The 22,325-nt window shown below is 49.9% G+C and carries 24 protein-coding genes and 1 pseudogene; 10 read left to right on the top strand and 15 right to left on the bottom strand.

Annotation, left to right across the window (positions count from 1 at the left end):
• Positions 1–92: 92 nt before the first annotated feature.
• Complete coding sequence (locus AC3Y5R_RS14770) at positions 93–368, bottom strand: metal/formaldehyde-sensitive transcriptional repressor (RefSeq protein WP_489921974.1); 276 nt, start codon at positions 366–368, stop codon at positions 93–95.
• Positions 369–442: 74 nt separating this feature from the next.
• Between AC3Y5R_RS14770 and AC3Y5R_RS14765 the strand changes: the two genes are divergently transcribed.
• A complete protein-coding gene (locus AC3Y5R_RS14765) occupies positions 443–1,363 on the top strand; it encodes a nickel/cobalt efflux protein RcnA (protein WP_489921973.1) in 921 nt (306 codons plus the stop codon).
• A 60-nt stretch (positions 1,364–1,423) separates the two neighbouring features.
• Here AC3Y5R_RS14765 and uilS read toward each other — a convergent pair whose 3' ends face one another.
• The 8 genes from uilS to AC3Y5R_RS14725 form a co-directional block, all read right to left on the bottom strand.
• Complete coding sequence (uilS, locus tag AC3Y5R_RS14760; RefSeq protein WP_489921972.1) at positions 1,424–2,278, bottom strand: UilS family quorum-quenching N-acyl-homoserine lactonase; 855 nt, start codon at positions 2,276–2,278, stop codon at positions 1,424–1,426.
• Between the two features lie 180 nt (positions 2,279–2,458).
• The gene (locus tag AC3Y5R_RS14755) at positions 2,459–2,647 is read right to left on the bottom strand and encodes a hypothetical protein (RefSeq protein ID WP_489921971.1); all 189 of its coding nucleotides are present in this window, start codon (positions 2,645–2,647) and stop codon (positions 2,459–2,461) included.
• Positions 2,648–2,745: 98 nt separating this feature from the next.
• On the bottom strand, positions 2,746–2,961 hold the full coding sequence (locus tag AC3Y5R_RS14750) for a YgdI/YgdR family lipoprotein (protein ID WP_489921970.1): 216 nt from the start codon (positions 2,959–2,961) through the stop codon (positions 2,746–2,748).
• A 77-nt stretch (positions 2,962–3,038) separates the two neighbouring features.
• A complete protein-coding gene (locus tag AC3Y5R_RS14745; RefSeq protein ID WP_158780649.1) occupies positions 3,039–3,491 on the bottom strand; it encodes an SgcJ/EcaC family oxidoreductase in 453 nt (150 codons plus the stop codon).
• 291 nt (positions 3,492–3,782) lie between these two features.
• Positions 3,783–4,424: an RpiB/LacA/LacB family sugar-phosphate isomerase gene (locus tag AC3Y5R_RS14740; protein WP_489921969.1), complete on the bottom strand. Its 642-nt coding sequence runs from the start codon at positions 4,422–4,424 to the stop codon at positions 3,783–3,785.
• A 48-nt stretch (positions 4,425–4,472) separates the two neighbouring features.
• Positions 4,473–5,234 (bottom strand): 2-dehydro-3-deoxy-D-gluconate 5-dehydrogenase KduD, encoded by a 762-nt coding sequence (gene kduD / locus AC3Y5R_RS14735; protein ID WP_489921968.1) that lies wholly within the window; start codon positions 5,232–5,234, stop codon positions 4,473–4,475.
• 14 nt (positions 5,235–5,248) lie between these two features.
• Positions 5,249–6,388 (bottom strand): beta-galactosidase BglB, encoded by a 1,140-nt coding sequence (gene bglB / locus AC3Y5R_RS14730; protein WP_489921967.1) that lies wholly within the window; start codon positions 6,386–6,388, stop codon positions 5,249–5,251.
• Between the two features lie 31 nt (positions 6,389–6,419).
• Positions 6,420–8,009: an MFS transporter gene (locus AC3Y5R_RS14725; protein WP_489921966.1), complete on the bottom strand. Its 1,590-nt coding sequence runs from the start codon at positions 8,007–8,009 to the stop codon at positions 6,420–6,422.
• A gap of 318 nt (positions 8,010–8,327) precedes the next feature.
• Here AC3Y5R_RS14725 and adhP point away from each other — a divergent pair.
• The 9 genes and pseudogenes from adhP to AC3Y5R_RS14680 all read left to right on the top strand — a co-directional run bounded on the left by adhP (position 8,328) and on the right by AC3Y5R_RS14680 (position 16,162).
• Positions 8,328–9,341 (top strand): annotated as a pseudogene (gene adhP, locus AC3Y5R_RS14720) (alcohol dehydrogenase AdhP).
• Positions 9,342–9,827: 486 nt separating this feature from the next.
• Positions 9,828–10,409: an FGGY family carbohydrate kinase gene (locus AC3Y5R_RS14715; RefSeq protein WP_489921965.1), complete on the top strand. Its 582-nt coding sequence runs from the start codon at positions 9,828–9,830 to the stop codon at positions 10,407–10,409.
• Between the two features lie 54 nt (positions 10,410–10,463).
• Positions 10,464–11,009: an FGGY-family carbohydrate kinase gene (locus AC3Y5R_RS14710; RefSeq protein ID WP_489921964.1), complete on the top strand. Its 546-nt coding sequence runs from the start codon at positions 10,464–10,466 to the stop codon at positions 11,007–11,009.
• Between the two features lie 165 nt (positions 11,010–11,174).
• Positions 11,175–11,270, top strand: a complete 96-nt coding sequence (locus AC3Y5R_RS14705) for a hypothetical protein (RefSeq protein WP_489922022.1) — start codon at positions 11,175–11,177, stop codon at positions 11,268–11,270.
• The gene (locus AC3Y5R_RS14700) at positions 11,254–12,039 is read left to right on the top strand and encodes a class II aldolase (protein WP_489921963.1); all 786 of its coding nucleotides are present in this window, start codon (positions 11,254–11,256) and stop codon (positions 12,037–12,039) included. The genes AC3Y5R_RS14705 and AC3Y5R_RS14700 overlap by 17 nt, the downstream gene beginning before the upstream one ends.
• Before the next feature lie 62 nt (positions 12,040–12,101).
• On the top strand, positions 12,102–12,371 hold the full coding sequence (locus tag AC3Y5R_RS14695) for an HPr family phosphocarrier protein (RefSeq protein WP_489921962.1): 270 nt from the start codon (positions 12,102–12,104) through the stop codon (positions 12,369–12,371).
• Between the two features lie 122 nt (positions 12,372–12,493).
• Positions 12,494–13,267: a 5'/3'-nucleotidase SurE gene (surE, locus tag AC3Y5R_RS14690; protein WP_489921961.1), complete on the top strand. Its 774-nt coding sequence runs from the start codon at positions 12,494–12,496 to the stop codon at positions 13,265–13,267.
• Between the two features lie 550 nt (positions 13,268–13,817).
• The gene (locus AC3Y5R_RS14685) at positions 13,818–14,897 is read left to right on the top strand and encodes a dipeptidase (protein WP_489921960.1); all 1,080 of its coding nucleotides are present in this window, start codon (positions 13,818–13,820) and stop codon (positions 14,895–14,897) included.
• A 629-nt stretch (positions 14,898–15,526) separates the two neighbouring features.
• Positions 15,527–16,162 (top strand): helix-turn-helix domain-containing protein, encoded by a 636-nt coding sequence (locus tag AC3Y5R_RS14680; RefSeq protein ID WP_489921959.1) that lies wholly within the window; start codon positions 15,527–15,529, stop codon positions 16,160–16,162.
• 62 nt (positions 16,163–16,224) lie between these two features.
• On the opposite strand, the gene AC3Y5R_RS14675 is transcribed toward AC3Y5R_RS14680, so the two are convergent.
• The 6 genes from AC3Y5R_RS14675 to AC3Y5R_RS14650 all read right to left on the bottom strand — a co-directional run bounded on the left by AC3Y5R_RS14675 (position 16,225) and on the right by AC3Y5R_RS14650 (position 22,261).
• On the bottom strand, positions 16,225–16,716 hold the full coding sequence (locus AC3Y5R_RS14675) for a DcrB-related protein (RefSeq protein WP_489921958.1): 492 nt from the start codon (positions 16,714–16,716) through the stop codon (positions 16,225–16,227).
• 6 nt (positions 16,717–16,722) lie between these two features.
• The gene (locus AC3Y5R_RS14670) at positions 16,723–18,132 is read right to left on the bottom strand and encodes an OmpA family protein (protein ID WP_489921957.1); all 1,410 of its coding nucleotides are present in this window, start codon (positions 18,130–18,132) and stop codon (positions 16,723–16,725) included.
• 69 nt (positions 18,133–18,201) lie between these two features.
• Positions 18,202–18,819 carry a hypothetical protein gene (locus AC3Y5R_RS14665; RefSeq protein WP_489921956.1) on the bottom strand — a complete coding sequence of 206 codons (618 nt, stop codon included), beginning with the start codon at positions 18,817–18,819 and terminating at the stop codon, positions 18,202–18,204.
• A complete protein-coding gene (locus AC3Y5R_RS14660) occupies positions 18,813–20,147 on the bottom strand; it encodes a GlcNAc-transferase family protein (protein WP_489921955.1) in 1,335 nt (444 codons plus the stop codon). Before AC3Y5R_RS14660 ends, AC3Y5R_RS14665 begins: the two co-directional genes overlap by 7 nt.
• 31 nt (positions 20,148–20,178) lie before the next feature.
• Entirely contained in the window at positions 20,179–21,177 is a 999-nt protein-coding gene (locus tag AC3Y5R_RS14655) for a fimbrial protein (RefSeq protein WP_489921954.1), read from the bottom strand.
• A 1-nt stretch (position 21,178) separates the two neighbouring features.
• Entirely contained in the window at positions 21,179–22,261 is a 1,083-nt protein-coding gene (locus AC3Y5R_RS14650) for a type VI secretion system protein TssA (RefSeq protein ID WP_489921953.1), read from the bottom strand.
• Positions 22,262–22,325 lie beyond the last annotated feature (64 nt).

Raw genomic sequence — 22,325 nt, 5'->3', positions numbered from 1 at the left:
ATAAAAGGACTTACGTTAATCAGTCCGCGCTCTGAGCACGGCTCGCCAGCTAAGCATAACCGAAGACGTTTTCAATTGTGCTGCACAAGACGTTACTTCATGTACGACCGGATTACCGCGACAATTTTCTCCAGATCCTGCTCTTTTTCCGCTTTATCCAGCTCCTCTTCCATCAGGTGCTCGCGGATATGCCCTTCCAGCACTTCGCTCATTAATCCATTGACCGCTCCGCGAACGGCAGCGATCTGCTGCAAAATGGCAATGCAGCCGGTTTCGCTTTCCAGCGCTTTCTCCAGCGCATCGGCTTGCCCACGGATGCGGCGAACCCGCGTCAGCAGTTTTTTCTTATCGGCGATGGTATGGGACACATGAGCTCCTTGATTAGATAGTATACTGGGGTATAGTATAATTAATTATTGTCAGTGGTGCAGGAAAAACAAGCATGATGGATTTTACCGTATTACTTCAGCAGGGTGCAGGGAATGCGTGGTTATTTATTCCCAGTGCCATTTTGCTGGGCGCATTGCACGGGCTGGAGCCTGGGCATTCGAAGACCATGATGGCGGCGTTTATTATCGCTGTGCGCGGTACGGTGAAGCAGGCTGCACTGCTTGGTCTGGCGGCGACGGTATCTCATACCATGGTGGTGTGGGCGATTGCTCTGGGTGGGATGTATATCAGCAACCGCTTTACTGCCGATGCTGCCGAGCCCTGGTTTCAGCTGATTTCCGGCGGCATTATTCTGGCGACGGCGGCCTGGATGTGCTGGCGGACCTGGCGTGAAGCACATGACTGGAAAAATGGGCACAGTCACGATCATGAGCACAGTCACGACCACGGACACAGCCACGACCACATTCATACTCACGGGCACAACCACGGCCACAGTCACGCCCTGCATTTTCATTCGCATCAGCCAGCCCGGCTAAACCTACAGGGAGGTGCCGCGCTACCTCGCATCGATTTACGCACCGAAGAGTATCAGGACGCTCATGCCCGGGCGCATGCGAACGATATCGAAAAGCGTTTTGCTAACCGCAAAGTGACCACCGGCCAGATCGTCCTGTTTGGCCTGACCGGAGGATTAATCCCCTGTCCGGCGGCCATCACCGTACTGCTGCTGTGCATTCAGGTGAAGGCATTCTCGCTGGGGGCACTGCTGGTGTTGTGTTTCAGTATTGGGCTGGCCCTGACGCTGGTTACCGTTGGCGTGGGAGCCGCGCTGAGTCTGCGCCAGGCGACAAAGCGCTGGAGTGGGCTGAATAAATTAGCGCAGCGTGCACCGTATTTTTCCAGCGCACTTATTGCGGTAGTGGGGATTTATATGGCGATCCACGGCTGGGCGGGGATCTCCGGTCTTTAAACTTAGCGGGGCATCAGCAGAACAGGCCGTTAAGGATTAACGGCCATCAGCTGAGCGAGTTCACAACCAGGTTTTAAACCAGTCAATCTGCTGGCTGATGATATTGCTGAAATGTTCGCCGCTGTACATATCATAATGTTTTGCGCCATCTTCAAGGTGCAATTTCTTCTCCTGTGACGCGACGGCATCATACAGAGCGATGCCCTGCTCGGGAGGATTGACGCTGTCTGCACCGGCAACCACCACAAGAGTTGGACAACTGACCTTGCGGGCATTGTCCTGAGGTTTGTACTGCAGCGTTTCCCGGACGGTAAGAAAAGGGATTTTGATATCCATGGTCGGGAACTCTGCTTTATGATTTTCAAAGAAAGCTTTCGACTCGGCATCATTCAGCACGCGAGTAATGGCTACAAACATCTCCTTGCCGGTGCTGGCCTGTTTTTCGGCCATTTTATCCAGGGTGGCGATAAAGCCGGACTTCTCCTCCGCCGACATTTTGCCGGTGACGATAGCCTCACCATCAGCAAAGGCCAGCTGGCTGACCACGCACTTAATCTGCGGATCCCGGGCTGCCGCCCCCAGCACATGGCAGCCACCAAATGAGGTTCCCCATAATCCAATTTCGGCCACACCCGGCAGTGTCCTGGCCCAGTTGACCACGCTAAGAATATCTTCTATTTGCTGCTCCGGTACCAGTCGGCCTCGCTCGCCACCGCTGGCACCAAATCCCCGATAATCGAAAGTGATGGCAGTAAAGCCCGCCTGCATAAATGCATCGGCAAAGGCGGGCAGCAGCAACTGCTGGATCCCACAGAATCCGTGGCAAAGAATGATAGCGGGGGCGGAAACTTCTGAAGCGGGCGTTCTGACGGTCACGGCGATCTCGCCGGGCAGCGTAAAGGTGGAAACTGGCATATTAACTCCCTGTGATAATGGTCATCAATGGCATAGCCATCCCTGCAGGGTTGATATTACACTGAAAGGTGGGTAACTAAAGAGATCCTAATCAATATATGCAGATTCCAGGCCTGATTTTGAGGGGGGGAACCTGTTGATTTATCGTGATAAAAAGTAGGTGACTCAGACTTATGGGCATTATGAGTGGTGCGGATGATTAGGGTGCGACTCATGGTGGTGGTGGTTGTCTGGCTGATGATGTTCTGGCAGATGGTGCGGCTCAGGAGTTGAGTGATGCGCGTTATGATGAGGAAAAACACAACCAGAAAGCAGTGAGGCCAGCATCAGTGGCATAGCCACATAAGCGAGTTTTTTAATCAGTGACATGGGTTTCCAGCCTTAATTCAATTACAGCTATCGGCTGCCATTCAAGGGGGTAAGGGCAGCTCGTCCTGAATTATTTCAGAGTGTTATTGAAATTATTTTTATTTTTCTACAATCTGTTTGATTTGGTCGCGGTTAATTTCATGCAGGTTACCTGCCGCGTCACGGTAAGTTACCAGCCCGGTAGATTTATCTGTTTCTGGTTTTCCTTTGGTGATGATCATTTCGCCGTTCTGGGTCTGCATTACATAATTGCTTGAACAGCCGGTGAGGGCAAATACGGTCATTACGGCAAGCAGAGCTGATTGAATTTTCATTGAACACCTCAGTTAAAAACAGGTTGGTCAGGATAAAAAAATCTCCACACCTTGCGGATGTGGAGATTTAAAAAGGATTATTGCGGCATTGCTGAAGAGTGGTGACTGGAGATCAGCCACTTTTCACCGTTCCAGCTGTAGGTGAAGGTATAACGGGCTGCAGCTGTACTGCCATCGCCAAAGGTAAAGGTATAAGTTCCGGTATCGATGGCTTTGTTACATCCGGTACGGATAGTACGGCTGTCGATATGGCCGACCGGTTTCTTCGCCAGGAACTTTTCAAAATAATCGATACGTTCTTCGTCGGTCAGGCGTGCTTTATCTGACAGAGTTGGCAGCAAAACAGCATCGGAAAGATAGTTTTCTGAAACAGTTTTGGCATCGCCAGTTTTCAGTGAGTCATTCCAGCGATCAAACATCGCGGCAACTTCAGGTTCAGTCATTTTCACACAGGTAGTCGTTTCCTGAGCAAAAGCAACGGAAGAGGTGAGTACCCCAGCAATCATCAGACCAATAATTCCAGTTTTCATAAATTTATTTCTCCATAGTTTCTGTATGTTTCTGCACCAAATATAACAGGATTATTTAAACCTCTTTTAAACGGTTATATGAAACGTTAATGGTGGTGTGCCTGATTGATGCAGATCAATTTAGAATAGTTATCCACTGTGAATTTAATGTAAATAATGATCGGGAGAGATAACATTGAATGTAATTTGAAACTGGAGGGACAACGGAAGATGCTTATATTATCCGAATCAGGATGGCTGAAGTTTTTATTGGCCGTGGTCAGCTGTATCACTGACCACGGCACAAGATTATCAGTGCTGAATCAGTTTTCTGACCCAGGCAATGATTTCCGCATCTTTGCCGTGCTCAAACAGGCACTGCTGGAAGCGTTTGCCGCCCACAGCGGTCTTCACCAGTTCCGGATCGATGGCGCTTAAAGTTTCCAGATAGCCCTCTTTGATCACGGCGTTTTTAACCTGATTCAGCAGCCCGGCATTGCGTACCTGCGGCTCTTTACGATCGACAGGGTAGCCCTCGCCTTTGCGGCCAGTGAACGCTTTCTCAAAGATATAGCGTACGTTCAGCTCTGCTCCCCAGCCAAAGCCTTTGGCAAACGGCAGTGACAGGGCGTTACCGTTGTTGATCTGAGCAAACAGGAAGGCATCCGCCGGGTCGATACAATATCCGCAAACCACGCCCGGATGAATATTCAGTGACATCATTGCCCCCTGGCCTGTGCCACAGCCGGTCACTACAAAGTCCACCGCTCTGGCGTTCAGCAGGATGCTCGCCATAATCCCCAGGTGAATATAGGTCAGATGGTGATCCTGATCGTCACTCATCCCCACGTTAAATACCGCATCGTGGTTATCCGCAGCAACAGCTTGCAGCTGCTGTAATACCAGGGCATTTTTCCCCGCCTGGCTGTTTTCCATCATCAGTGCAATATTCATCTTCTCTCCTGCATTGAGCATTCAGTCGTTTAAAGGGTGCAGAAAGGATCAGCGCGCCAGCCAGCCGCCATCCACCGCAAGGGTGTATCCATTGATATAGTCGGAAGCTGGTGAGGCCAGAAACACCACCGGTCCCATCAGATCTTGTGGTTGTCCCCAGCGCCCGGCAGGGATACGGGACAGAATTTCCTCACTGCGCACTTCATCCTTGCGCAGTTTTTCGGTGTTATTGGTGGCAATATATCCGGGTGCCAGCGCGTTAACGTTGATACCGTATTTCGCCCATTCGTTGGCCAGCTCACGTGTCAGTCCCATCACCGCACTTTTGGAGGCGGTGTAAGAAGGCACGCGAATGCCGCCCTGGTAGGAGAGCATGGAGGCAATATTGATTATCTTGCCGCCGCGCCCCTGGGCGATAAACTGGCGTGCCACCTGCTGCGATAAGAAGAACAGCGTTTTCACATTCACATCCATTACGTCGTCCCAGTCTTTCTCGCTGAAATTAACCGCATCCTCACGGCGGATAATGCCTGCGTTATTGACCAGAATGTCGACGTGTCCCATCTCTTTTACTGCACGTTCCAACAGTGATGGCAATTCGTCCTGTCGGCTCAGATCGGCCTTGAGGCTCAGGAAGCGGCACCCCAGTGCTTGCACTTCTTCGGCGGTCTCCAGTGGAGCACTGCGGTTGATCGCCACAATGTCACAGCCAGCCTGCGCCAGTGCAACTGCCATACTTTTCCCTAAGCCGGTATTGCATCCGGTGACGATCGCCACCTTTCCGTGAAGAGAAAAATCGTTCAGAATCATGCAGGTTTCCTTATTTACAGATAGACGTGCAGGTATTCCACCAGACACAGTATCGCCATCGCCTGCCCGTAAGGCATTGAGGTGAGCGGTATCTGGCGGTAGAAATCAAGATCTTTGCCCATGCCTGTTCCAAAGGAGACCTGAGTCAGTTCACCTTCAGAATTAATCCTGGAAATCAGCCCTTTGATAGCCTTTTCCGCTACAGCGATATAGCGAGGATCGGCGCAGTGGCGGCGTGCGGCTTTTAACATGCCGAAGGCGAAGCCAGCCGTGGCAGAGGCTTCAAGATAGGAGTTCGGGTCATCAAGCAGCGTGTGCCACAGTCCGCTCTCGTCCTGGCATTTTTCCAACGCGGCCAGCTGACGGGACAGAACCTGTTGCAGAAAGCGACGAGTTGCATCTTTTTCAGGCAGCTCAAGCAGCTCCACAAATTCCGGGATCACGATGGTCAGCCAGCTGTTGCCACGTGCCCAGCGGGCATTAGCAAAATTATGGTGACCATCGAACGTCCAGCCGTGGAACCACAGCCCGGTTTCATTATCCATCAGATGCTGAATATGCAGCAGGAACTGATACTTAGCCTCTTCGATATAGTCAGGGCGGTTCAGTAATTTGCCGATCTTTGCCAGCGGCAATACGGTCATCATTAGCGTGTCGTCCCATAGTTGCTGATGATTCTCTTCCGCCAGCGTGATGTGCTGCAGACCATTCATGTCGGTACGCGGCATACTGTGCATGATCCAGTCTGCCCAGCTCTCCAGGTAGGGCAGCCAGCGCGGATCGCGTGTTTCTTCATAACGGTATGCCAGCGTCAGGAACGGGCAAACTGTGTTAACGTTGCGGGTGGTGGAGCCTTCGGCAAAACGGTCAGCGAACCAGTTATCGATGATCTGACGCAACCGATCGTCCCCGGTCTGGCGGTAATATTTATGAATACCGTACAGACCCACGCCGTGCGTCCATTCCCAGCCAGCCCAACCTTTGGTATCAATGACCCTGCCATCATCCAGCCTCAGCAAAAATTCGCCGGTTTCATCGGTAATATTGACCAGGTTATCCACCAGTTTATTAATGAGCTGATGGAGCTCCTGACTGGAGATAAACCGTTCGGGCTGGCACAGGAGCGGGCTGTGTTTCACTGGGTATACGACCATAATGCACTTTTCCTCATGGATCTTTAGTCAACTATAAATGGGTTAAATTATCGCCAGTGTTATCCAGGCGGGCCACTCGGCCAGACAGCGACTTCGCAGCGGGTTTGTGGCGGTTGAGGTAACCAATGTTGTTATTGCCCCACAGATTTTCATAGGGCAGGCCAGCCAGCATCTCTACTGTTGCCCGGGCCACTGGCGTAATGTTGTCTGGGGTGACGTTGCCAGCCACACGCATTTTTTCGGTTTCTTCGCGCAGGATCTGGTGTGTTTTGAGGTTGAGTTTAAAGCGCAGGGAGATAGCGAAACCGATGCACAGTACCAGCAGCGTACCGCCGCAAAGAATGGCCAGAATGGTGTGGCTGACCAGCGGAGTCTGTTCATTGCTGCCTGCAACAAATCCGGAGAACTGCATCAGAATGCCGACCAGCATCACTGCACCTGCCTGAGAGGCTTTACGGGTCAGGGTCATGATGCCGGCGAAAATACCTTCGCGGCGCTGCCCGGTAATCACTTCATCCACGTCAGCGATGTAGGTATAAATATTCCACGGCACGTAGTTGATACCGCCACGTCCCAGACCTGCGATAGCAGAAATCAGCAGCAGCAGCGAGAAGACATCACTCAGGCCAGCGTAATAGAGCAGGCCATATGAGATGCTGCTCAGGCCAAACAGCACGACCACCATGCGGTAAGACGGGGCTGGTCCAAAGCGGATGCAGAGCGGGATCATGCCAATCACGGCAATGAACTGCAGAACGGCCATCGTACCCATCAGAGTGGAGGCAACGGTGGCGCTCTGCATCAGCACAAACACCACGTAATAGGTGAACACCGCATTGAACACGTCCTGGGCGATATAGCCGCCGAGATACATGCCCAGATGCTGACGGAATATCCGAATGCGCAACGTTGACAGCAGATCAATCTTCAGGCGTCCCAGGCTTTGACCAAGCGTCAGTTTTTGCTGCTCAGCAGCCAGTGCCACAGCGGATTTTTTCTCCGCCGGACGTTCCCAGGTGAAGAAATACACCAGGGTGAGCACGATGGCGCAAAGCACGGAGAACACCAGGCTCGAATAGAAAAAGGAGAGAGGATTATCTTTACCAAAATAGCTGAGCAGGATGCCGGGCAGAAATGCCGCCAGAATAGCGGAAAGCTGCGCTAGTGCGATGCGTGCACCAGAGAATTTGGTCTTCTCTTTAAAGTCATCGGTCATTTCTGGTACCAGCGTTTCGTAAGGGACCAGAATGGAGGTGTACACCACTTCGAAAATCAGATAGGTCAGGAGGTAATAGACGTAAGTCATATCTCCCAGCCACATCAGGCTGTAGCTGAACACCAGCGGGATGCCAGTGAGGATAAAGAATTTGCGGCGGCCAAAGCGTTTGCCAAGCCTTGTTGAACCGAAATGATCGGTCAGATAGCCCATCAGTGGGCTGACCACGCCATCCACAATACGGGCCATGGCGAAGATGGAGGTGGCTTCAATCGGGCTGAGGGCGCAAAACGTAGTATAGAAATAGAGCAGCCAGGCCGAGGTCAGTGCCATTGTGCCAGCACCGAGAAAATCTCCCGAGCCATAAGCAAGATAATTTAGCGTTCCAGGTTTACGTGTCGTCATAGTTTTCGTCCTGATTTACCAGATTGCACGCCCGGCCTAAAGTCGGGGGATGGGGCTAAAGTAGAGTGATGCTGACTGGAAAACCTTTGCGATTTTGCCAGCCGGGTTAAGGGTATGGCGATGAGAAGAAGAAAAACCTCGCTCACTTCACTAATTTAATAAAACGATGTTTCATTATTATTGGGCCGGTCGTTCATTCATAAAAGCATGATTGTTTATTACTGCATTTTTTGGCCTTTTAGCCTGCTCTGAATTAAAAAATCGCGCAGGAATGCCTCTATAGTGGATGAACGGAAAACACTCAGAGAGGAAAGGAAGATGAAAGCTGTAGTGGTAAATAAAAATCATTCCGTCGATGTTGTGGACAAAAAACTGCGGGCGCTGGAGTACGGTGAGGCGCTGTTACAAATGGATTGCTGCGGAGTTTGCCACACGGATCTGCACGTAAAAGATGGCGACTTTGGCGACCGGACCGGCATTGTTCTGGGCCATGAAGGCGTTGGCGTGGTGAAGAAAGTGGGGCCTGGCGTTACGTCGCTGAAGATTGGCGATCGGGCCAGCGTTGCCTGGTTCTATAAGGGCTGCGGCCATTGCGAATACTGCACCACCGGCAATGAAACCTTGTGTCGCGATGCGAAGAACGCTGGATTTACCGTGGATGGCGGCATGGCAGAAGAGTGTATCGTGGTGGCAGATTATGCGGTGAAGGTACCGGATGGTCTGGACTCAGCGGCTGCCAGCAGCGTGACCAGTGCCGGGGTCACCACTTATAAAGCGGTGAAAGTTTCCGGTGTTCAGCCGGGGAAATGGATCGCGATTTACGGCCTGGGTGGCCTGGGCAACCTGGCGCTACAGTATGCGAAGAATGTCTTCAATGCCAAAGTGATTGCGATAGACGTCAATGATGCCCAACTGTAGTTTGCCAGTGAAATGGGCGCGGATCTGGTGATCAACCCGGCGAAGGAGGATGCGGCCAAAGTGATTCAGGAGAAAGTGGGAGGTGCCCATGCCGCAGTGGTAACCGCGGTGGCAAAATCTGCCTTTAACTCGGCGGTGGATGCAATGCGGGCCGGGGGCCGTATCGTTGCGGTGGGCCTGCCGCCGGACTCCATGAGTCTGAATATTCCACGGCTGGTGCTGGACGGCATTCAGGTCGTCGGCTCACTGGTGGGGACCAGGGAAGATTTGGCGGAAGCTTTCCAGTTTGCGGCAGAAGGTAAAGTGGTGCCGAAGGTGACCCGTCGTGTACCAGAGGAGATCCATGCGATCTTCAATGAGATGCTCGAAGGGAAAATAAAAGGCCGTATGGTGATCGACTTCAACAGGAAGTAAGCAGCCTGCGAGACACTGAAGGTAAAAGAAAGGGGCGAAGATATTCGCCCCTTTCTGTTATCAGGCACTGGGTATTACATTGCCGCTCAGCTCACCAGAGGCCTGGGCCTCAGGCGCTCATAAAGAAACTTGAACGTTCGGGCGCTTCTGGTTCAAGCAGGCAGCAAAGAGTCAGCCACAACATTGTGAGCAACCAACCTGTACTGTTCAGCATGATCCGATCCTTTTAATCTGCACTTACAAAATAAATGTACCCTGGAAGTGGAAAATCGCCATTCTTCATAGCCCTTTTTGCTAACGAGGCCGCTTTGCAGGCCCCGTCAGCCGGGCGATGAGTCGGCTTTATGCTGAATATCCGCTATGGTTAGATCTTGTTTAGCATACTCTTTTTCACTTTCCGCGTTCAAAACGGAATGCAATTGGGGGTTATTAGCGTGTTAAAAAAATTTCGCGGCCTGCTGTTTACAGGTGCACTGGCGGCTTGCCGTGGCCAGCGTCGGCGAAGCCGGGGTACTGCTGGACGGCAGTGACCGGCCTGTCGGCCCGGCGATGACCTGGTATGACACCCGGACTCAGCCGCAGCTGGAGAAAATGCTCACGCAGTTTGACGAGCAGGAGCTGTATCGCATCACCGGTATCCCGCCGCACAGTAACTACAGCCTGAACAAAATCAGCTGGATCATTGAGCATCATGGTTTACCGGACAGCCGGGTGAGCTGGCTGTGCATTGCGGAATACATTGCATTCCGGCTTTGTGGCGTGAAGCGGGCGGAGGCGTCGCTGGCCTCCCGCACGCTGGCGCTGGATATCCGCAGTGCCAGCTGGTCAGAAACCATCCTGCAAAAAAGCAAACTGCCGGGGGATATTTTCAGCCCGGTGGTCGCCTCGGGCACTGAGATCGGGCAGCTTTTGCCGTCCGTTGTCTCGCGTACCGGACTAAGCGGGAAGGTGGGGATTGCCGTCGCCGGTCATGACCATATGTGCGGTTCTGTCGCCGCCGGAGTGAAGGACGGCAGCCAGATCCTTAACTCTACCGCCACCACTGAAGGTCTGCTGATTCTGCAGTAACAGACTGAATTATCTGAAGAGTTTTATCGTGCGCGGCTTTCAAACGGACTGCATGTGGTGCCGGGAAGGCACACACTTTACGCTTCTTTGCCCTCCGCAGGTTATTGCATTGAGTGGTTTCGTAAGTTGTTTAACGTCAGCGCGGAGGCTTTCAACGGGCTGATGGCCGAACTGGACAGCGAGTTGAATGACGTAGCGGAATTTCGCAAAAGCATGGGTGGATTTATCCCACATCTGCGAGGAAGTGGCCCGCCGAACCGCAGCATCCTTTCCCGGGCAATGTTTTACGGCATCAACGAAAACACGGATAAAAAGGCAATCCTGAAGTTTATCTTCCTCGGCCTGTGCTTTGAGTTGAAAAACCTGTTCGACACTTGTGAAACCCTGACGGACCGCCATTTTGAACAGGTGAAGGTGATCGGCTCAGCCTGTAAAAATTCGTTCTGGTTGCGGCTGAAATCCACAATACTTAACCGGGAAGTGATCGCCTGCGACATTGATGAAGCGGTCAGCAAAGGGGCGGCGATGATAGCAGCCAGCCGGGAACAGAGATCAAACGCATTATCTGCTGGTGGAGGAACTGGTCAGCGACTGTCTTGATCACTTCAGACATGTGTATCTGCCTTTTTACCATGAAAAGATCCAAATCGAACGGCAGGCCAATAAGGAGTCAGTATGAAAGCCAGCGTTTAGTATGCAAAGGGTGATATCCGTTACGAAGAAGTCGCACTACCTGACATCGGCGAAGGCGATCTGTTGATCAAAATGAAAGCCTGTGGCCTGTGTGGCACTGACATTCATAAAGCGCAGCATCAGACCGTGACCGGGCCGGTGGTGCTGGGGCATGGCCGGGGCTTTTAATACCACCAATCTGGAAACCACCATTGCTATTCTGAATGCTATTGAGCGGTCAAAACTGCCAAACTTCATCCAGATTGCACCGACCAATGCCAAACTGTCAGGTTACGACTATATCTATGAGATTGTGCGGCGTCGGGCGGAAATGATGGATGTGCCGGTGAGCCTGCATCTGGATCACGGCAAAACCTTTGACGATGTGAAGCAGGCCGTGCGGGTCGGTTTTACTTCCGTGATGATTGACGGCGCAGATTTACCGTTTGAAGAAAATATCGCCTTCACAAAACAAGTCATTGATTTCTATAAGTATTATGGAGTTCCTGTCGAGGCTGAACAGGGTGCCATCCTCGGCAAAGAAGATGACCCTGTCAGTGAAGCGGACTGCAAAACCGAACCGGAAAAAGTGAAGCGTTTCGTGCAAGAGACCGGCTGCCATATGCTGGCAATCTCCATCGGTAACGTCCACGGTCTGGATGATATCCCGCGCATTGATATCCCGTTGCTGCAGGAAATCGCTTCACTGTCGCCTGTCCCGCTGGTTATTCATGGCGGCTCGGGGATTGATGAAAAGACGCTGCAAACTTTTGTGAATTACAACGTGGTGAAAGTGAATATTGCCAGTGATTTACGGAAGGCATTTATATCCTCTGTAGGTCATGCTTACAACAGGAATAATAATGAAGCGAATTTAGCCGGTGTGATGACCCAGGCTAAATCGGCTGTGGAAAATGACGTCTACAGTAAAATAATGATGATGAACAATATTCATTAAAATTCTTTTTTAAACTTACTGTACTAAACTATTAAGATGCATTTTATCTTAAGGGTATTCCTATGCTTAAGGAACAGATCCGGGTAATAAACAGTACCGGTTTACATGCGCGTCCGGCAGCAACATTAGCGAAAACAGTAAAGAAGTATCAGTCAAAAGTGGTTTTAATACATGACGGGAAAGAGACGCAAATTAAAGGAATGATGAGCGTACTGGGCGCGGGGGTAAAAGGTCATTCCAGCATTGAGCTGATCTGTGAAGGACAGGATGAGCAGGATGCGATGGCGGAACAGAAAGGGTTGTTTGCCAGTGCATTTGGTGAACATCCCTGACACCCGGTTGTCTGCGGAATTACCGGGCGGATAGCCTTATGTTCTGAATGGACGAATATTTGTGGAAAACTTCTATGTTTAATAGGGCGGCTCTCGCCTTCAAATTTACCCGGGAGTGAAAGATGGCAAAGAAAGTTCATCGGGTCCTGTTGACCAATGATGACGGACTGGATGCACCAGGGATCGTGCTGCTGGAATCAGTGGCGAAGCAACTGGCAGAAGAGGTGTGGATTGTCGCGCCCGCCACGGATCGCAGCGGCGTCTCCAATTCAATCAGCCTGCGCGAGCCGGTAAGGGTCACCCAGCAGGGTCCGCAGAAGTTTGCGGTGCATGGCACGCCAGCGGACTGCGTGGCTGTGGCGCTGCGGCACATTATGGCCGGTTCGCCACCTGACCTGATCCTGTCGGGTATTAACCTCGGTTCGAATATCGGTTTTGAGACGGTTTTGTCCGGCACCGTCGGGGCCGGGATTTCAGGCACGCTGCTGGCAATTCCTTCAATCGCACTCAGCCAGGTTAAAGAGCAGGATGCGAAGATCGACTGGTCGGTGGCTGAACGTTACGCGCTGGAGACGATTTCGCAGTTGCTGGATTTGCAGCTGCAGAAAGAGTGCTGCCTGAACGTGAATTTCCCTGATGTGGCGGTGGATCGCGTCAAGGGCCTGAAGGTCACCAGCCAGGGAATGGGAAAAGTCACCGGGCTGAAAGTCACGCCGGTGCCGGATCCGTATGGCGACGAGTATTTCTGGATCCGTGTGGAACACGGTGAGCTGCCGAAGATGCCAGGCAGCGAGCTGGAAGCGGTGCAGGAAGGTTATATCTCCGTGACGCCCCTGAGTTTTGAACGTACTTCTCAGGAAGGGAAAGCGCAACTGCTGGAACAGCTTAAGTCTTAAGAAGAGGCAAACAAAACCTGACGTAAAAAGTCAGGTTTTTTTTATCGTTCACGTCACAGTTGGTTGCTGATGAATGAACGGTGCCACATACGCCCATAAGCTGCATCAGACTCTGGCGATTGCACAATAAAACGTCAACCTTTTCAGCTTGCAAATGAGAATCTGCCTTTTTTCGGATTACTCAGGTCCCTTTGCCTGCAGGCTCCGGTGAGCATCATCTGTCGTCAGCGTGTAGTCGAAGAAGCGGGCATAGAAATCCTGAGTTGCTTTCATCATATCCAGATCCGGGAACAGCTCCGGATGCAGTGTTTTTGCTGCCCACTCTGCGCAGGTGCTGGATAGCCTCACTACTCCGACATAATTTCTGCATCAAGCTGATATAAAAGGATTAATAGCAGGGCATTGATCCTTTTCCTTGACAGCCTGTCGTGCACTCGGGTACTGGTGGAGGACAAAAGCTTTTTTATCGGGCAAAGAAGCTGTCTTTTTGTGGTGCAAACTGCGTCATGAGAGGACAGTTCTGCCCTAACCGCTCGAGAGCTGACCTCCAATGTCTCAACACCTGCATTCTGATACTTTCGCCATACCTGTATTTGATGGTCATAACGATCTCCTGATGCGTCTGTGGTTGTCGAACCAAAACGATTCGGCAGCGGTGTTTCTCAATGGGCCAGCCGCAGGGCAGATGGATTTGCCCAGGATGCGTCAGGGCGGTTTTGCCGGTGGCCTGTTTGCGGCTTATGTGCCTTCGACTGGATTTGAGGCCAGAACCTCGCCGGCAGTGCATGAAAACCATGACGGCATTGAACCAACCCCGGGCAGGGCGGAAGCGCTGGAAATCACGCTGTCGATGATCTCCACTCTGTTGCGGATTGAGCAACAGTCGGCGGGTGCTGCGAAGATATGCAGGACGGCGGCGGATATCCGCCAGTGCATGCGCGATAATGCGATAGCGATGGTGATGCACCTTGAGGGTGCAGAGGCACTGGATGCTGAGCTGGAGCTGCTGGATGTGCTTTATGCTGCCGGTCTGCGCACGCTGGGACCATTGTGGAGCCGTCCGAACATTTTCGGCGATGGCGTGCCGTTCCGCTTTCCATCCTCACCGGATATCGGTAACGGTCTTACAGAAGCGGGGCTGCGGCTGGTTCGTGCCTGTAACGACAAACGTATCATGGTGGACCTGTCGCATATGGATGAAAAAGGCTTCTGGCAGACCGCTGAAATCTCCAACGCGCCACTGGTTGCCAGCCACTCCAATGCTCATATACTCTGCCCTCAATCGCGCAATCTCACCGGTCGCCAGCTGGCTGCCATCCGTGAAACTAATGGGTTTGTTGGGGTGAATTTCGGCACCAGTTTCCTGTGCTCCGATGGCAGGAAGGCTGAGGATGCCACGGTGCTGGAGATTGTTCGTCACGTTGATTATCTGGTGGAAAAACTGGGTGAAGACAATGTTGGTTTTGGTTCCGATTTTGACGGCACCACGTTGCCATCGGATATGAAAGATGTCGCTGGCTTGCCGTTGCTGGTCAGTGCGCTGGCAGAGCATGGTTATGATAAGCCGCTGCTGGAAAAGATTTGCCATGGCAACTGGATCCGCGTGCTGGAAGCGACATGGGGAAAATAACCATGAGATGAATAAAAAGGATAAATGAAGAGCTGATTTTTTAGCTCTTCGTTTCTTTTATTTGACTTTATGTGGTGTTTATCTGGTGAAATATAATAAAATAACCTGTAATTGTATTTTTTTCGGACCCTGACTGGTTATGGATAACTAAGTCAAATGCATTGAATTTTATTAATGCATTAAAGTTTTAAGCGTAAAATGTAGATTTTTTACTATTTACATCATCCTTTTCAGGAAGGTAGCATGGGCGTTAATGTTAATTTTGTTACTAAACTATTGGTCAGGTATTAAGACGGAGGGAAGTGAAATTAATACTTCAGGCAATGTGATGGGTAATAATAGTTATTTTTTTCCAGAGTTATCTTGATTGACTTTATTAATAATCTGCAACTGAGCTTCTGACTGGAAAATTATAATATAACAAAATTTTTACAAAGTCAGCAAAATAACTCAACATAAAAAATGAGATTTTACCTTCGTCACTATTTTTCTACTTAACAAACGGAAAGGTGTTGTCGCTTATTCCTGAGAGATGACTTTTTCTCTCTGGTTCATGGAGTCGCTTACCACCATGCAGAGCTATCTCCATGGTTGCCCAGGCTGGGATCATCAGGTAAAAGGAAAATTTAATGGTTATGTTTAAAGATGTTGATAATAAATGTAAGGATATTGTGAAAGTATCATTGCAAAGTGATAATTTCTATTATACTTTTGGCCTTAGCCTCCTCATTAATGAAGTCAACAGCGCGTTGAGTAAATCATCGTTGTGCTTTCTGGTCGGTGAACCTGCGGAGGACAGCAATGAAAAAAATATCATCATCCGCGATTCGATGGTCAGTATTCAGATGAATAAGGAGTGCCGGCGCTGGCGGAGTGAAAACAACAAGCTTAACAGAACGACAATCCATATTCCCTTTGGTTGCCGACAGAATAATTTGTCAGAAATCATGGGGAAGCTCGAAAAAATTCTGTTGATAGCCAGCATGGATTACTCTTCTTTCAGTAGCCCGGAAAACCATAAAACCATTGGGCTGAAAAAATTTATGCAACTTTCTCTGACCGAGTGCAAAATCCTGTTGCTGATTGGTAAGGGGCATAATATCGGCAATATCTCCAGGATATTGAATCGTTCAGAGAAAACCATTAATACACATTGCCGGAACAGCATCAGAAAACTTGGTATGCTTAACCGGGTTGAGTTCTACAGATATGCGTCTTTTATCGCGCATTGTGGTAATAAAGACCGCAGTACTTTATGTCTCTGACTATTTTGTAGTTTTCTTCAGGCCCTGAACACATGTTCCGGGCCTGCGTTTTTGAAATGAATTTATGGTTTCATATTCATTGGAGTGGCTTCAGGATCGAAGCTGTTAATGAGCTGAACGTAATGTTTACGCTGATATTCAGTGAATTCTTTCTCGACGTTCAGTGTGAAAATAATAATATTATTTCTGCCACTGTTGACTACCGGATGATAGGGCAATGCCACCATCGTCTGGACCTGCTTCATCAATTTTCCATCAAGATAAAAACGGTTAGCTATCTGCACCACCGGGAGTTTGGCCGGGCCAATTTCGCTTTTCAGCTGCTTACCTTCAACGGCAAATGCCGGCATGGTGTTGGTCATAAACGTCATTTGTGCTTCGCAAAATTCTTCCAGAGTCTGGTCTTCTGCTAAAAATGCACGGTTGATCAGAATGGTATACTCAAAGTCTTCAGGGTCACGAAAACGCAATACGTTGACACTCTGGTCAAATACCGGAGCTTCAGTTAACAGTGATCCTTCGTAAATGATATAGGTCGATTTATTTTTACTCATAGTCCTTTACTCATCATTAGTATGTTGATTCGCAGGGATGGGGATAAGATCCACTCGCCTGTTTTGTTTTCGACCCTCTTCGGTCTCATTACTGGCTATGGGGGCGGTGTCTCCAACTCCCTTAACCATAAAGTTTGTGAGCGGTACGTCAGCATGTTTTACCAGCCAGTCACGCACAGCTTTTGCTCTCTTCTCCGACAACTGAATGTTCAGTTCCGGAGAGCCGGTATTATCCGAGTGGCCCACGATCATAAAGGTGGTCTGACGATTATTGGCGACCACTGGCAGGAGAACCTTTAACGATTCATCGCTACCTTCCCCCAGCTCAGAGCTGTTGAGGGAAAATAAAGCCACCGGGCCGGAAGAGAACAGAATCGGTGAGCTTTCATACAGGCTGATGGTGTTGCTGATTTCAGCCCGGATCTTATTGCATCTGGAGAGACCCAGCGCCTGCAAAAATTTACTGGCTGTACAGCCTCTCAGGCTGTCGTTTTCCCGTGCTAATACGCCGAATGCATCCCGCTTTTGTTGCAGATAAATAGTGTCAATATTATTAAATGCTTCCAGGCTTTTTTTGGCTTTCAGGAGATGCTGCCCTTCGAACCAGGTCGTCCCGGCAAGGGTCAGGCCGAGCACTAACGCCACTGCAATGGGTAACCAGCAAACTTTCTTACGGGGCTTTTCTGCTTCTCTGATAATCGTTTTTACGCCCGGTTTATAGAGCACATCAGGAAGCTGAGGCAGGGCCATTGAGGAAGCCAGGCCGGGATAGATTTCAAACCGGCTGGCAATCCAGTTTGCCCAGGCACCATGCCGCACAAACCCTTCACCATAGTCAGAGAGCAGTACGCCGGTCAGCTTCAGGGAGGTCTGGTTGAACAGCGCCTGTAATGACTTCATGACGCCCGTCTCGCGCAGCCATAACTGCAGGGCATCTGCCATCGCAAAGCGCTGAATGGCGTGGTAATCGCCATGCTGGCTGTGCTGCCCGAGCATTTCGCTCAGGGCGACAAACTCTTTGCTGAGCGTGGTCTCTTTTCTGGCTGCAACATCAAATCCCCCCAGCCAGATGGCGCGATCGGGATCTTCCACGGAGCGTTCCTGGCTGAGCTGTGCATACAGGCCAAAAATGCAGGGAAGCGATTCCGCCAGAGGAAGCGCGTTGAATGAGGCCTGCCAGTCGGCTATTTGAGCCAGTGTGAGCTCACTGCTCTCCTGGCCGTCCGGAAGAAAAGGGAAAAATGTCATGGTAACCGTCTGCCGGTTAGCGCTGCGTACCCGATTCAGTTGCTTGTGCAAATCCTCAGCATCCGGAGCCAGTATCCAGCGTATCAGCTCATCATCAGCCCGATCGCTGATGGGCTGGGGATGAGGGAACCATTTTCTGGCATAGGGACCGATGATGAAAATAACCATGGCTCTGTCCTGTTCCGGTGGTGTCAGAAGGGGGCCGGAAGTCTTAATTGGGTGAGTTGAAGCAAACATTTAATAAAAACCATCCAGATATTTGCTGCAATAAATCCAGAGCAGCAGCAGCAGGATCAGCATGATCCCTGTCTGCCAGATGGCAGGATTAGCCCAGGAGCTGCGGGGTTTTGCCGGGGTAAAAAGAAGGATTTCTTCTGCTTTATCCTCTTCAGACTCGGGCAATACTTCTGCCACAGGCTCAGGGGCATAGCGTAGTATCAGGGCAGAAATGTTCTTGTCTTCCCCAAGGGACTTGAGGATCAAGGGGAGAAGCCGGTAAGCGTAATTGAAAATCTTTCCGTCGCTGTTTTCTAACAGCAGGCCGATTCTGTCCGCCAGCGAGCCGAATTCTATGTCATAGCCATAGAAATGACGGCTCAGCAAGTTTCTTTCCCAGGAAATGTTGCTGCTATGCAGGCGAAGCGCGATGTGCTTATCGAGGTAGCTGCAAATGATATGGCACAGATCATCACTGAGCTGTTCACACTGCCCCTCTGAAATAAGCTCTTTGCTGAATTGATCAATAAGATTAACTAATTTTAGCTGAAACTCTGCCAGAGAGGGGATTACGCCATTTAATGACAGCAATGTATCGATGCAGATGACTCTGTTATAATAGACTTCGCTTTTCACCATGCCCTCTCCACAATTTTTCCCCATCCTTCATTATGAATATAGGGACTGACTCTGATCACACTGGGTTTCAGCGAGGGTAATGTAGTAAAATCCAGCTCAAATTTTAACTCTTCGACATTTTCTTTATTAATTGACTTGTCGATCTCTTCCGCACTTAACACTTTTTTATCAAGCAGATCGTTATTGCTACTGTAAACACCAATATGAAGGCGAGAAATATTGTTCAGCTGACAGTCAAGTTCAGATTTCGGAATGGTTAACGTTTTTTTATTGGTGTTGATCACCCTTTTTCGCCAGTCCTGCAAATGATTATCAGTGAAATAGGAACAACGCCCATTTTCCACCACTTCTGGCAGTACACTGCAAAGTGTAAAGTCCACCCCAATTGTCTCCTCAAATTCTGTCAGCGTTCGTTTATTTCCGAGTGCATAGCGTGGGTCAATATCGGGGCCGTCTTTCTCGTAGCCGAGTAAAGTTCTGACCCTCTTTTTAGAAGCGCTGTCCCTGTCCCACCAGGCTTTATCAATCGAACCGGCTTTTTTAGCTTCCCCATTATGATCTGACCACACTTTGGTGTGATCTTTTCTGCCATAAAAATGCCACAGTAAAATCTTATGCGGATGCCACACGTCATAGCCGTGGGTAAATGCACGCGCGGCCATGGCAATTTCTTCACCTTCAAAGAAAATCTCGGGATCATTCGGTATATCAATAACAAACGATCCTTTAGCAAAGATAAACCCTCCTGCCAGATAGGTTCCTCTTAACGGTTCGTCGTTTTTAAAATCAACAGAGGTCAGCTGTAATACTCGATCGCTGGAGAAGCCGCGAAACACCAGGCGACTCACGTAGGTATTTTTAGAACTTTCATCGCCCGGTTTATACCCTGGAGGATAAGACGAGATCACCGGATGGCTGCTCTGCTTTTGTAATTCAGCCAGCATCGAGACCATCACTTTATCCCAGTTCTTAACGAACCGGCAATGAGAGTCAATCTGCAGAAAATAGTCTTCGTTGTTATAAAGATTTTCGCAAAGATGTCTTGCCCAGCAGGCGCCCTCACTGAGGAAATAATGTACACTCAAAAACTGAATGCGGGCCCCCTGATAATTGAAAACAAATAAGTCGTGATCCCCGCTTTTTGTCTGCTCACTTAATTCCATTCCTTCATTCAGAAAGGGGGTGATATCCCCCTCGTCCTGCCAGCAAACAGCAATGTTAAGTGAGTGCAAGTCCGAGGCGTTTTTTATCATATCAGTCAGCGTGGGGATGAGCTCCGCATCCCGGTAGCTGGCAATACTGACAAAAATTTCAGGTTTTAATTCCATATAGTCACCTTAAAATCGCACTGCTCGTCAGTTAATTGATATTCAAAACGATCTCCGCCCGAGCAGTAAACTGACCATTTTGCGGGCGGGAAGATCCTGATGAAACATTGACCAGCTTAGCTTTCCAGTTAAATTGAGCTGCGGTACCACTGGCGGTGGTAGCTATTCTTTCCAGTACAGTGCCATTAACAGCCATCACACCACCGCTGCTGTTTAATATCTGGATGCCAAGGTTATCCATATTACCGCCGGCATCCGTGACCTTTATGTAGGTGGAATCCGTTGAAGGGGTGGTCGTGGTGACGCTGGCGGTCGTGGAGTAGGTGCCATAATCTGTTTTACAGTTCAGACTGAAATCCAGATCTCTTTCAACACCTGCGGCCACCATCGCTGGAGTTACCGTATTAAAATCAATCGTTTTGGTATCCTCAACCGTACAGGCTGGCGTGCTGACTATTTTTATTTGATTGACAAACAATGACATAGGGCGAACGCTATCACTTCCGACCCATTCATAAGCCAGTGTTTTCGCATCAAGAACCACATCTCCGGCAGGATCGGTCAGTGTCAGTTTATCGGCCACTTTGTAAAACTGAACGCGGTAATAACGACCTGCTGCCCAGTTAGCTGTTCCTTCAGCTGTACCGTCTTCAAATGTGACATTATAATCAGCGGGATAAGCGCCAAAACCGCCGCTGGAAGGATTATACAAATGTACTTTTACGCCAATACCCGGGACATTGGTTTTATATAATCTTGTTGCAACGGTATCAGTTAAATCAATTAGTCTCCTGCCTGCTGGCGCACCATTAAGACAACCTTCATAGGTAACAGACGCTCCCATTGGTGGAGTGGTATAAATAGCACCAGCAATCGGGATTGTGGTATCAGCCACTGCATCGGCACTGATAGCAATGGTCTGAGCCGGGAGAGACAATGTGGTGGGGATCCCACTTATCAACGTACAATCTGCTGCCGCATTTCCCGCGATAAGTCCGCTCAGCGATAAAAATATAGCCTTCCGTAGCATCTTACTTCTCCTTGTCTGGATCCATTTTTTCAATTATATCGGCTGGTAATATTTTCAATAATTCTGAAAAACTCTTACCGATGGTTGATTCCGCGAATGCTAATAAAAGAATGACAGGACTGCTGGGTTCCATTTTTGTGAACCACGTCCGAATTTCTCTGAGCTTTGCTAAAGCATCGGAGCGATTCTCAATTTCTTTTGCTTTCTGTATGACAATACGGGGGCTGTGTTGGACCTGAGTTTCATCTCCGGCAACGGGTTCTGTCGCGATGGTTTCTGCATCGTCTTGTTCTGATTCAGCTTGCTGTTCCTGTTCGCTCTCATAAGGAACAACTTCCATTGGTGCAGAAGGCTGATATGACTGAGTGACAAATATGTTCAGCAGGGGAGTAAGCCGCGAGAAATCAGGCGTATCGTGGCCCAGTGAATCCCCCAGCTCATCCTTAATCTCTGTCAGGCAGCTCCACGCTTCTCGCAGAGAATGAATGGTTTTGTCTTCGCGCTCATCCCATTCATGCAGCAATGCGGTGACGGTTGCTTCAGGTAACGCGCCTTCTTCACGGGGAGAGGCGTTGGCCTTTTCAAATTCTTTGATCGTGATTTGTAAGCCTGCCGCTTTGGGCAGCGCCTGATTGCGGATATCGGCCAGCAGACCATTGGCATCTTCCAGCTCAGACAGCGCATTGGCCCGCATCAGCGGCTCAAATTCACCTTCGTCCAGCAGTTGAGGGTGAAGATCCTCCGGGAAAGCTCGCAGCAAATAACGTATCGCCTGCAGCCCTTCATTGAGTGCTGACAGGCCAATCTGTCGGGTGCGGCAGCGGATCAGTGCGATGACCAGACGGATATCCTTGCTTTTTTGCAGCAGCGCCAGACATTCCCGCTCTATTTCGGCCCAGTTGACAGGCTCTGCCGCCTCGACAAAGTTGCCGTATTCCACATCCAGCCGTGGCTGTAATTTTGACTGCAGCATGATGAAGCCGGCGTCATATTCCAGGTTCTCCCCACAAGGAAGCTCCCCGGCAATGGCTTCGGACAGATGTTGATAGTAACTACTAAGTTGCGCTGTATTTATTTCAGCCACGGTAATGTCCTTTATCCTGATAACTGGCTGTTAACGAAATCGTCCTGTTCGCTTTCCCAACGAG

Source organism: Erwinia sp. 009765445 (assembly GCF_058137865.1).
The sequence above is the reverse complement of the archived record's forward strand: the minus strand, read 5'-3'. Positions and strand labels throughout refer to the sequence as shown.